This is a genomic window from Lysobacter concretionis Ko07 = DSM 16239, from assembly GCF_000768345.1.
Taxonomy (GTDB): Bacteria; Pseudomonadota; Gammaproteobacteria; order Xanthomonadales; family Xanthomonadaceae; genus Novilysobacter; species Novilysobacter concretionis.
In genome coordinates, this window is the sequence record NZ_AVPS01000010.1 from 13,766 (window position 1) to 25,363 (window position 11,598).

General features: G+C 65.3%; 8 protein-coding genes. 5 read left to right on the forward strand and 3 right to left on the reverse strand.

The features are described from left to right. Nucleotides 1–2 precede the first annotated feature (2 nt). Genes hutH through hutC form a run of 3 tightly spaced genes read right to left on the reverse strand, consistent with a single transcriptional unit; the run spans nt 3 to nt 3,968 of the window. On the reverse strand, nt 3–1,532 hold the full coding sequence (hutH, locus tag N792_RS12025) for a histidine ammonia-lyase (protein WP_036195606.1): 1,530 nt from the start codon (nt 1,530–1,532) through the stop codon (nt 3–5). Between the two features lie 7 nt (nt 1,533–1,539). Further along, the gene (hutU, locus tag N792_RS12030; RefSeq protein ID WP_036195768.1) at nt 1,540–3,231 is read right to left on the reverse strand and encodes a urocanate hydratase; all 1,692 of its coding nucleotides are present in this window, start codon (nt 3,229–3,231) and stop codon (nt 1,540–1,542) included. Between the two features lie 11 nt (nt 3,232–3,242). Further along, entirely contained in the window at nt 3,243–3,968 is a 726-nt protein-coding gene (gene hutC / locus N792_RS12035; protein ID WP_036195608.1) for a histidine utilization transcriptional repressor HutC, read from the reverse strand. A gap of 151 nt (nt 3,969–4,119) precedes the next feature. Between hutC and N792_RS14055 the strand changes: the two genes are divergently transcribed. From N792_RS14055 to N792_RS12060, 5 genes are all read left to right on the forward strand, one after another. Then, nucleotides 4,120–4,530: a CopL family metal-binding regulatory protein gene (locus N792_RS14055; protein WP_156969408.1), complete on the forward strand. Its 411-nt coding sequence runs from the start codon at nt 4,120–4,122 to the stop codon at nt 4,528–4,530. Between the two features lie 110 nt (nt 4,531–4,640). Then, nucleotides 4,641–7,358, forward strand: coding sequence for a TonB-dependent receptor (locus N792_RS12045; protein ID WP_036195612.1), 2,718 nt, complete (start codon nt 4,641–4,643; stop codon nt 7,356–7,358). A gap of 79 nt (nt 7,359–7,437) precedes the next feature. Beyond that, a complete protein-coding gene (locus N792_RS12050; RefSeq protein ID WP_036195614.1) occupies nt 7,438–8,130 on the forward strand; it encodes a PepSY domain-containing protein in 693 nt (230 codons plus the stop codon). Beyond that, a complete protein-coding gene (locus tag N792_RS12055) occupies nt 8,127–9,959 on the forward strand; it encodes a 2Fe-2S iron-sulfur cluster-binding protein (RefSeq protein WP_084105795.1) in 1,833 nt (610 codons plus the stop codon). The genes N792_RS12050 and N792_RS12055 overlap by 4 nt, the downstream gene beginning before the upstream one ends. 354 nt (nt 9,960–10,313) lie before the next feature. Beyond that, complete coding sequence (locus tag N792_RS12060; RefSeq protein WP_224743872.1) at nt 10,314–11,594, forward strand: serine hydrolase domain-containing protein; 1,281 nt, start codon at nt 10,314–10,316, stop codon at nt 11,592–11,594. The last annotated feature ends 4 nt before the right edge of the window (nt 11,595–11,598 follow it).

Genomic DNA, 11,598 nt, shown 5'->3' on the forward strand with positions numbered 1-11,598 from the left:
AATCAGTTCCCCTCATCCGGAAATTCGGTGCGTACCAGTTCGGCGAGCCGGCCGTTGGCGATCAGGGTATCGGCGGCGGCGATTTCCGGCGCGAAATAGCGGTCCTCGTCATATCGGGGGACGACGGATCGCACCAGGTCGAAGGCCTGTTCGAGCCGGGCGGAGGAGCGCAGCGGACGCAGGAAATCGATGCCCTGGCAGGCTGCCAGCAATTCGATGGCGACGATGCGACGCACGTTGATCGCCACATCGCCTGCCTTGCGGGCTGCGAACGTGGCCATGCTGACGTGGTCCTCCTGGTTGGCCGAGGTCGGCATCGAGTCGATGCTGGCCGGATGCGCCAGGGTCTTGTTCTCGCTGGCCAGTGCCGCCGCGGTCACGTGGGCGATCATGAAGCCGGAGTTGATGCCCGGGTTGGCGACCAGGAACGCCGGCAGCCCCGACAGATGGGCGTCGACGAGCAGTGCGATGCGGCGCTCGGAGAGCGCGCCGACCTCGGAGGTCGCGATGGCGATCTGGTCGGCCGCGAAGGCGACCGGCTCGGCGTGGAAATTCCCGCCGGACAGGACTTCGCCGGTGTCCGGAAACAGCAGCGGATTGTCGGACACCGCATTGGCTTCGATCCACAGGGTGTTGGCCGATTGCCCCAGCAGGTCCCAGCACGCGCCCATCACCTGCGGCTGGCAGCGCAGGCTGTACGGGTCCTGCACGCGGGAGTCGCCGGTCCGGTGGGACTCACGGATCGCGCTGTCGGTGAGCAAGTCGCGGTACAGGCCGGCGACGTGGATCTGGCCGGGCTGTCCGCGCAATGCGTGGATGCGTGCGTCGAAAGGCGTGTCCGAGCCGCGGGCGGCATCGACCGTCAAGGCGCCGGCCAGCACCGCGGCGGCGAACGCCTGCTCCGCCCGGAACAGCGCGACCAGTGCGATGGCGGTGGAAACCTGGGTGCCGTTGAGCAGCGCCAGACCCTCTTTGGCGCCCAGCTGGATCGGCGTGAGGCCGGCACGGCGCAGGCCTTCGTCGGCGGGCATGACCTCGCCGTCGACGCGGACCGAACCCTCGCCCATCAGCGCGAGGGTCAGATGGGCCAGTGGGGCCAGATCCCCGGATGCGCCGACCGAGCCTTGGGCCGGGATACACGGCCAGACCTGCGCGTTGTACAGCCCGACCATGCTTTCCAGCAGTTCCCAGCGCACGCCGGAATGCCCGCGCGCGAGCGAGGCGATTTTCAGCGCGAGGATCAGGCGGACGGTGTCGTCGTCCAGCAAGGACCCGACGCCGACGGCATGCGAGCGCACGAGGTTGGTCTGCAGCTGTTCCAACTGGTCGGAGGGAATGTGGATGCTGGCCAACAGGCCGAATCCGGTATTGATCCCGTAGGCCGGCGCGCCGGTGGCGACGATGGCCGCGACCGTGCAAGCCGCCTCGTCCACCCGGCTCTTCGCCGTCGGCGGTAGGGAAACCGGATCGAACTGCCTGGCAATGGAGCGCAACTGGGACAGTGGAATCCGTCCGGGGGTCAGCATGGGCATGGGTCGGCTATCCGTTGATCGAGGGCAGGTTGAGGTGGTTGTCCCGGGCGCAGGCCAGCGCCTCGTCGTAGCCGGCATCGGCATGGCGCATGACGCCGGTGGCAGGGTCGTTCCACAACACACGAGCCAGGCGCTTGTCGGCCTCCTCGGTCCCGTCGCAGACGATCACCACGCCGGAGTGCTGGGAGAATCCCATGCCGACGCCGCCGCCGTGGTGCAGGCTCACCCACGTCGCGCCGCCCGACACCGCCAGCATCGCGTTGAGCAACGGCCAGTCGGACACTGCGTCGGAGCCGTCGCGCATCGCCTCGGTTTCCCGGTTCGGGCTGGCCACCGAGCCGCAGTCGAGGTGGTCGCGGCCGATCACCACGGGTGCTTTCAGCTCCCCGGTGCGGACCATCTCGTTGAACGCCAGCGCGGCGAGGTGGCGCTGGCCCAGACCGAGCCAGCAGATGCGCGCCGGCAGGCCCTGGAAGGCAATGCGCTCGCGCGCCTGATCGAGCCAGTGATGCAGGTGGGCATCGTCGGGAAACAACTCCTTGACCTTGGCGTCGGTGCGGTAGATGTCCTCGGGGTCGCCCGACAACGCCACCCAGCGGAACGGCCCCTTGCCCTGGCAGAACAGCGGCCGGATGCAGGCCGGGACGAAGCCGGGGAAGTCAAACGCGTCCGCGACGCCCTGCTCCAGCGCAACCTGGCGGATGTTGTTGCCGTAGTCGATCGTCGGCACGCCCATGCGGTGGAAATCGAGCATCGCGCGCACGTGTTCGGCGCACGACGCGGCGGCAGCCGACTGCAATGCCTTGTGCGCGGAAGCATTGCTGCGTGCAGCCTGCCACTGCGCCGTCGACCAGCCGGCGGGAAGGTAGCCGTTGACCAGATCGTGCGCCGAGGTCTGGTCGGTGACCGCCGCTGGCGTGGCCCGCCCTTGCCGGGCCAGCTCGACAAAGCGGGGCAGCAGTTCCGCGGCGTTGCCGAGCAGGCCGACCGACACCGGCGAGGTGGCGTTCTCGACGATCGCCAGCGCTTCCTCGATGGAGTGCGCCTTGTGGTCCAGGTAACGGGTGCGCATCCGGAAATCGATCCGCGACTCCTCGCACTCGATGACGATGCTGCTCGCACCGGCCAAGGTCGCGGCCAGCGGCTGCGCACCGCCCATGCCGCCCAGACCGGCGGTCAGGATCCACTTGCCCGACCAGTCTCCCTGGTAATGCTGGCGTCCCAGTTCGACGAACGTCTCATAGGTGCCCTGCACGATTCCCTGCGAGCCGATGTAGATCCACGAGCCGGCCGTCATCTGGCCGTACATCATCAGACCCTTGCGATCGAGCTCATTGAAGTGGTCCCAGTTCGCCCAGTGCGGCACCAGGTTGGAGTTGGCGATCAGCACGCGCGGCGCGTCGGCATGGGTGCGGAATACGCCCACCGGCTTGCCCGACTGGACCAGCAGGGTCTGGTCGCCTTCCAGTGCCCGCAGGGAAGACAGGATGCGGTCGAAGCTGGCCCAGTCGCGCGCCGCCTTGCCGATGCCGCCGTAGACCACCAGCTCTTCGGGACGCTCGGCGACTTCGGGGTCCAGGTTGTTCTGCAGCATCCGGTAGGCCGCTTCGGTCAGCCATGACTTGCATGACAACGCGGCGCCCCGTGGACTGCGCACGGTGCGCGGGCCCGGAACGGCCGGAGTGAGGCCAGTGTCCATCGATAACTCCATTACGAATGGGGCGTGTTGCCCACGTGGAAAGTGCCAACGAAGCGGTAGCTGGCAGCGGGGTGTGCAAGACGTACAAAGCTGGCCACCCGCCCGCGCGACCAGGTCCGCCGGGTCAGTGACAGCAGCGGATCGCCCGGACTGATCTGCAGCAGTTTTGCGGTGCCCTTGTTGGCCAGCTCGGCTTCGATCGTGTGTTCGGTCCGCTCCAGCGGCGCCGTGCGGGTCAGGTATTCGTGCGGGGTCTCGATGGTGAAATCCACCTCGAGATACTCCGGTGCACTGGCAGGATTGACGAAGCGGTCCTCCAGCTGGAGGGGCTTGCCGTCCGCGAGGTGGAGCAGCCGTGAATGGAACAGCTCGCTGCCCGCCGCCAGGGAAAATTCCCGTGCCAACGGCGCCCGCGCCTCGATCGTTTCGCGTACCAGGACGTTGACGACATGGAGCTGCCCACGCGCGCGGATATCGTCGCGGATCGAGCGGACCTCGAACATCGGCGACTCGACTTTCGGCACGGCGACAAAGGTGCCGACGCCCTGCACCCGGATGACCACGTCGGAGTCGCTGAGCTCGCGGATCGCACGGTTCACGGTCATGCGCGAAACACCGAACTGGACGACCAGATCGTTCTCGCTCGGGATCCGGCTGTGCGGCGGCCAGACGCCGCTCGTGATCTGCCCGAGGATGTACTGTTTCAGCTTTGCGTATTCGGGCTGTGGCTTTTCCATGAGCTCAGCATGGCATGTCTATACATCCTGTGGAAGGTCCTGCCGGAACCATTCGCAGGGGTCTGGAAAAGTTCATCGGGAATCTGATTGACACCTTCGCTACGGGCGTGGTACTTGGTGGTATAGACAACTGGAAATCCCGCCTTTCCCGATGCGCCATCTCCCGCTACTGCTCCGTTGCCTGATCGTCCTGGCGTTCTGCCTCGACGGCAGCGCCATGGCGTGGCAGAAGAGCGCCATGGCGGCGGGAGCCGTGCATCATGGGCACGACACCCACGTCACCAGTGACGGCCATAGAACGACCGGTCACGAGCCGGATCCGGTCGCGGTTCTGGCGGATGGTTCGGAGCATGCCGAGGCTGGTTCTCGGGGTGTCATCCATGAAAATTGCGATTGCACGGAAACCGGATGCGACTGTGCATGCGGCTTCGTTACCTTGGCGCTGGCCAGAGGTCTTCCGCTTGTCGATGCGCCCTGGATCGGTTTTGTGCCGATCTCCGGTGATCTGACTACTGCCGGCAGAGGCGTACCGTCCTCGCTCTTTCGACCTCCCATCGGTTGATCTTGTCAGGCTGCCCGGGTGGTGGCCTTCTTCAGTTGCGGGTGCGGCTGCAAAAAGCCGGCCCGAGCCATGCCGACAAGTTCTGACAATCACCGTTTGGGGAGTTCACCATGTTCTGTAAGCGCAACCATCTCGCGCTGGTAATCGGCGTGTTGCTGTCCGCCGGTATCGCGACCCCTGCTTCTGCCCAGTCCGCTGATGCCGCTGAAAAGTCTGTGGCGGCCACGCTGGATTCAGTCACCGTGACCGGTAGCAACATCAAGGGCGCAGCCATTTCAGGTGTGGGTCCGGTTTCTATCATCGATGCCGAAGCGATCGAGCGCTCCGGTGCGATCTCGGTGGAAACCCTGTTGCAGCGTATCCCCGCATCAGCGGGGTCCGCCGGTAGCCAGACCAGTGCGTACTGGACGGGCGATGGCTGGGGCACTGCGCAGGTGAATCTGCGTGGTCTCGGTGCGTCCAGGACCCTGGTCCTGATCAATGGCCGGCGCATGGTCAACGGCGGCACTGGCGCCAACAGCGCCGTGGACCTCAACACGATCCCGCTTTCCATGATCGAGCGGATCGAGGTCTTGAAGGACGGCGCATCTGCGATCTACGGCGCCGATGCGGTCGCCGGCGTCGTCAACATCATCACCAAGCGAAAGTTCGACGGGGCCAAGCTGGCCGTCATGTACGGGCAGACCGCCCAGGGCGACGGCGAGGAGACCAGTGCTGATTTGACCTTCGGGACGAACGGTGAGCGCGGTTCAATCCTGCTGGGCGTCACCTACAACGAAAGCAAGGCGGTTCCGATGGCCAGTCGTGCGCCATGCAACCTGGCCGAGCGAGGGGGTGAGCTGGTGTGCGTGGGCAGCTCAGCCACCACAGGAGGCCGGGCCGTCCTTGCCGACGGCACGATGGTCAATTTCAACCAGACACCGGGCGGCAACGGAGACGCCTATGAGCGGTATGACGGCAGCAAGCACAACGTCAACAACAATGGCTACCTCAATGCGGTCAATCCGGTGAAGCGCTATGGCGTCACCGCTCTGGGTGAGTACGACCTCACCGAAGATACGCGGCTGTATGGCGAATTTCTCTACACCAACCGCAGTTCCCACCAGTCGACGGCACCGGGCACGGTCGGCACTTTCCGCACCATCCGCATCGGCGCGAATCACCCGACCAACCCCACCGGGCAGGACCTGACCCTGATCCGCCGCAACCTGAAGGAGGCCGGTCCGCGCATCGCATTCCAGGACGTGGATACGTTCCGTGGAGTGCTCGGGCTGGAAGGCGCCTTTGGCGAAACATGGTCCTGGGATGCGTCGATGAACTACGGACGCAACACCGCAGAGGACGGCTTCACCAACGTGGTCAACCTGGACCGGTTCGATGCCACGCTGGATCGCAGCCGCTGCAGCACCACGCCGGGCGCCGCGATCCCGTGCGCCGACTATCTTGGATATGGCGATCTCACCCAGGAGGCCATCGACTACATCACGTACAAGTCAATCAACAACGGTGGCAACTCGATGATGGCCTTCCAGGGCAAGGTCTCGGGCCAATTGTTCGAGCTGCCGGCAGGCACAGTCGGCATGGCAGCAGGTGTGGAGGTGCGCACGGAACGGGGCTGGCGCAATCCCGACATCCTGACCCAGCAGGGAATCGCCAATACCAACCGGGCCGACATCATTGCCGGCGAATACAAGGCCAAGGAGGCGTTTGTCGAATGGCTGGTTCCCCTGCTCGCCGACATGCCGCTGGTCCAGCGCCTGGACCTGAGTGCGGCGGTTCGCTATTCCGATTACGAGCTGTTCGGCGATGACACGAACTACAAGCTCGGTCTGGACTGGCAGATGACCGACAGCTTCAAGATCAGGGGGACCACGTCCACCGCATTCCGCGTTCCCAGCATTCCACAGCTGTTCGGTGGCGTGACCACCGGCAACCTCACCACCACCGATCCCTGCAGCGGCTGGTCCTCGATGCCGTCTTCTTCGGTCGTGGCGCAGAACTGCAAGGCCGACGGAGTGCCGCCAGGCTATACGCAGCTGGGCAATATGGTCCTGACCTATGGCGGTGGCAACATCGACCTGAAGCCGGAGGACGCCAAGACGCTCACTGTCGGCATGGCCTGGACGCCCACCTTCACCGACGGCCTGACCCTGACCCTGGATTACTACAAGATCGATATCAGCAACGCCGTCGCCAGTGTGGCGGGGTCAACCAAGCTGGCGATCTGCTACAACACGCCAGGAATGGCCCATCCGTTCTGTTCGGACAGCAACTTCACCCGCAACCCGGTGACCGGCGAGATCGACTATCTGTCGAGCCGGCCAGTGAACGCTGCAGATGAAACGGCTTCTGGCGTCGATCTGGGATTGGTGTGGCAATTCCCCATCGGCGGCCTGCAGGCCCTTGTCGATCTGGATATGTCCTACCTCAAGGAATACAGCGTCCGTCCGTATGCGAACGCGAACCTGATCGAATATGCCGGGAAGATCACCGGCGGGAGAGGAAGTTACGCGCATTGGCGTGGCCTGGGCACCTTCGGCCTGACGGGCGACCGCTGGTCGGGCAACTACACCGTCCAGTTCATCGGCAAAGCCGAGGACATCAATGCCAGCAAGGGGGATATCGGCGCATCCGTGGGGAATATTTTCTACCACAACCTCCAGGCCGACTACTCGCTCACCAAAGCGATCAAGGTCTCGGCCGGCATTGACAACCTGTTCGACAAGTCCGCGCCTTTCATCCAGAGCTACACCGATGCCAACACGGACACGATGACCTACGACCTGCTCGGACGTCGCTGGAACCTTCGCTTCTCCTACAGCTGGTAACCGGCTTGTTTCTCCCCGGCACACGCCTGCCGGGGAGAAACAGGTTTCCCTTTGCCCATACCGGCAGGAACCCCTTTTTATGAAACCCGCATTCTGGGCCCGTCGGGCCCACAAGTGGATCGCCCTGGTCATCGGCGTGCAGGCGCTGCTGTGGTCGATCGGCGGCCTGTACATGACCGCCATGTCGATCGACTTCATCCATGGCGACCACCTCAATCACGTGGCGGCCGAACCGCTCCCGCAACAGGCCGACCTGGTCGATCCCGCCGTGGTTGCCGCGCGCTATCCGGCCATGACCGGCTTCCGCCTCAAGCGGCTGCTCGGTGAACCGGTCTACGAGGTCCATCACGCCGGTGGCGTCGACCTGGTCGATGCGGTCACCGGTCGGCCAGCCGGTCCGGTCGACGAGGAAAAGGCCAGCCAACTGGCGCTGTCGGCCTATCAGGGCAACGGACCGCTGGAATCGTTGCAGTTGCTCGACAAGGCGCCGCAGGAAGTGGGCACCCGGCCGGTGCCGATGTGGCAGGCGAAGTTCGATGACAGCGGCAATACCGCGCTGTATTTCTCGCCACAGACCGGAAACCTGCTGGCGACCCGGCATACCTATTGGCGGGTGTTCGACTTCCTCTGGATGCTCCACATCATGGATTACGAGCAGCGCTCGAACGTCAACAACACCTTGCTGCGCGTTGCGTCCACCGTCGGCCTGCTGTTCATGCTCAGCGGCGTGTGGTTGCTGTTCTACAGCTTCCGCAGGAGGTCGGCGGCATGACTCCCTGGATGCGGACACTGCATAAATGGGTCGGCCTGATCATCGGACTGCAGTTCGTGATCTGGACGGCCAGCGGTCTGGTCATGAGCCTGCTGGACACGGCGACCGTGAACAACCTGCACCACCTGGCGCCCGTGGCCGAGGCGCGGCCATGGCCGGCGGCGACGATCTCGCCCGCCGCCATCGTCGACCGGGAGAGTCGCGCGATCCAGACCGTCGAGACCCGCTGGCTGGCCGAGCGGCCGGTCTATCGCCTGAGCGACGGCACGGTCAGCTGGCTGGCTGATATCCGGGATGGCAGCCCGGTGCCCGTGACCGCGGCCGACGTCGCCGCCATCGCCACCCGGGATTACGTCGGCGATGGACGCGCCGGAGTGCCGGAGCTGATGCGCGAACCCACATGGGAAACGCGCAAGCGCGACGGGCCGATATGGCGCGTTGCGTTCTCCGACGACGATGCGACCACGCTGTACGTGTCCGGGCAGGACGGCGCCATCCTGGAGCGGCGCAATGACACGTGGCGATTGTTCGACTTCGCCATGATGCTGCACTTCATGGATTACACGAGGCAGCAGGATTTCAACAATCCGCTGATCGTGATGGCCGGTGCGGGTGGGCTGTGGCTCGCGCTGTCCGGCATCTGGCTGTTCTTCGCCAGTTTCCGCCTCGGCGAATTCGTTCCGGCCCGCTGGCGGCCACGCCGCGAATTGGCGGTGTATGGCGCCGACGGGAGCAAGTTGCGCTCGGTGGAGTCACACACCGGCGACACGGTGTACCTCGCGCTGGGACGCAACGGGTTGCAACTGCCGTCCAACTGCGGCGGGGGCCAGAGTTGCGGACTGTGCGTGGTGCGCGTTCGGGGCCATGCACCGCCGCCGACCAGCGCCGACCGGGCGCATATCGACGCGACCCGCCTCCGGTCGGGCTATCGGCTGGCCTGCAACCTGCCGGTGACGTCGGATGGCCAGATCGAGGTGGCCGGAGGCGCGGCGCTGTGGACGGAACGTGTCGCCACAGTGGTCAGCGCCACGGCGGTGACGCCGTTCCTGCGCGAGTTCGTGCTGGCGCCGGAGCAGCCGCTGGGACCGGAATTCCAGCCCGGTGCTTATCTGCAGGTGCATGTCCCCGGTTACCGCCTGCAGCGCGAGGATCTGGATCATCCGGAGCACCACCGGCAGGACTGGTTCGGTCTGAGCCTGCCCGACAACCTGGTCTGCAAGGAGCCGGTCCGCCGCTCCTATTCGTTGTCGCTTCCGGTGGAGCAGGCCGGCGGGAATGTCACCCTGCTTGCGCGGTTCAGCCCCGGTCGGCAGGACAGGAAGCAACAGCCCGCCGGCAAGGGATCGACCTACCTCTACTCATTGAAGCCGGGCGATCGCGTCTGTTTCAGCGGACCGTTTGGCGATTTTGCGATAAAGCCCGGCGCGAGGGAGAAGGTGTTCATCGGCGGTGGGGCCGGCATGGCGCCGCTGCGGGCGATGGTGCATTCCCTGCTCGAATCCGGCGCGCAGGAGCGCATCCACTTCTGGTACGGCGCGCGCAACCTGCGGGAGGCGCCGTATGTCGAGGAGATGGAGGCGCTGGCCGCGAAGCATGCGAACTTCACCTGGCACCTGGTGCTGTCCGAGGCCGCGGAACATGGCGCGGGCCTGATCCGGGGACTGGTGCACGAAGCCACCGATGAAGGCTTGCTGCAGACGCATCCCGATCTGAAGTCCTGCGAGTTCTACCTTTGCGGTCCCCCGGCGATGCTTGCCGCGACCCGCAACCTGCTGAACCGTCTCGGCATTGCCGAGGAGCAGATTGCCTACGACGACTTCAAGATCTAGCCGCGGAGTTGTATCTGGCGAGGGTGCCGGTGGTTCCATTCGTGGACACCGGCACCGGTCGTAAGCTGGAGGGAACGACAAGGTTATGGGCGGTCATGCTCGTGACCTGCTTCAAGTGGTCGACATCGGCCTCCATCGCCGGGCAGGCGTGAACCGTTCACGCTGCGCTACGCGCCTGTCGGTACCAATCGACGGGTCGGCTCCCGGCCTGGACCAGTTCGGACAGGCCCCTCGCGTCGATCCGGACAGGAGGTTCCGTCAATGCCGTATCCAGCGTTCGATCCTCGGTCCATCGCCAGACATGCAAGGCCCCGCACATCAGTGCTTTCGTTGCTCTACGCCGCCATCGTCGGCGTGACACTGATACCGCTCATCGCGCAGGCCCAGCCGGCGGCGCCGCTGTCCGCTGCCGACTCCAACCCGGCGAAGCTCGGCTGGATGGTGGGCTCGCCGCCACCGGCGGACAAAATCATCCGCTTTTCCGACCCGGACTATTTCAGCTTTCCCAAGCTGCGCTGGACCGTCTGCCACTTCCGCCAACTTATGCCGACGGTGAACGTCAGCCGGGGACTGGGCGCACCGGTGCCGCTCAAACGCAGCATCGACGACGCGATCGACGCCGTCACCTTCACCCCGCTGGGCGGTGACACGCCGATGACCTGGGAGCAATCGCTGGCGGCCAACTACACCGACGGCATCGTCGTCCTCCACCACGGCGTGGTGGTCTATGAACGCTACAACGGCTGTCTCGACGAAGCCGGCCAGCACGGCGCGATGTCGGTGACCAAATCGCTGACCGGACTGCTCGGGGAAATGCTGGTGGCCGAGGGCACGCTCGATGCCACCGCGAAGGTCGACACGATCGTGCCCGAACTGGCCCGCAGCGCGTTCGGCGATGCCACCGTCCGGCAGGTGCTCGACATGGCCACCGGGCTGCATTACGACGAGAACTACGCCGATCCGGAGTCGGAAGTCTGGCGCTACGCGGCCGCCGGCAACCCGCTGCCCAAACCTGCCGATTACACCGGCCCGCGTACCTACTACGAGTACCTCGAAACCGTGCGCAAGCAAGGCCGGCACGGCGTGGCCTTCGGCTACAAGACGATCAACAGCGATGCGCTCGGCTGGATCATCGCGCGGGTCAGCGGCAAGTCCGTCGCGCAACTGCTGTCCGAGCGTATCTGGAGCCGGATGGGCGCCGAGCAGGACGGGTACTACACCGTGGACTCCATCGGCACGCCCTTCGCCGGTGGCGGCTTCAACGCCGGTCTGCGCGACATGGCCCGCCTCGGCCAGTTGCTGCTCGACGACGGCGTGGTCAACGGCCAGCGCCTGCTGCCCAAAGCCGCCATTGACGACATCCGCAGTGGCGGCGACAAGGCCGCCTTCACGAAGGCCGGTTACCCGCTGCTCAAGGGCTGGAGCTACCGCAACATGTGGTGGGTCACCCACAACCGGCACGGTGCGTTCATGGCCCGCGGTGTGCACGGGCAGGCCCTCTACATTGACCCCACGGCCGACGTGGTCATCGCCCGCTTCAGCTCGCACCCGGTTGCCGGCAACGCCATCAACGACCCGACCACGCTGCCGGCGTTTGCGGCGGTGGCGGAGTATCTGGTGGAGCAGCGTGATTGATTGG

What these genes read in the sequence shown, in the direction of transcription:
- hutH (WP_036195606.1), bottom strand. Translation starts at nt 1,532, where the DNA reads ATGCCCATGCTGACCCCCGGACGGATTCCACTGTCCCAGTTGCGCTCC.
- hutU (WP_036195768.1), bottom strand. Translation starts at nt 3,231, where the DNA reads ATGGACACTGGCCTCACTCCGGCCGTTCCGGGCCCGCGCACCGTGCGC.
- hutC (WP_036195608.1), bottom strand. Translation starts at nt 3,968, where the DNA reads ATGGAAAAGCCACAGCCCGAATACGCAAAGCTGAAACAGTACATCCTC.
- N792_RS14055 (WP_156969408.1), top strand. Translation starts at nt 4,120, where the DNA reads ATGCGCCATCTCCCGCTACTGCTCCGTTGCCTGATCGTCCTGGCGTTC.
- N792_RS12045 (WP_036195612.1), top strand. Translation starts at nt 4,641, where the DNA reads ATGTTCTGTAAGCGCAACCATCTCGCGCTGGTAATCGGCGTGTTGCTG.
- N792_RS12050 (WP_036195614.1), top strand. Translation starts at nt 7,438, where the DNA reads ATGAAACCCGCATTCTGGGCCCGTCGGGCCCACAAGTGGATCGCCCTG.
- N792_RS12055 (WP_084105795.1), top strand. Translation starts at nt 8,127, where the DNA reads ATGACTCCCTGGATGCGGACACTGCATAAATGGGTCGGCCTGATCATC.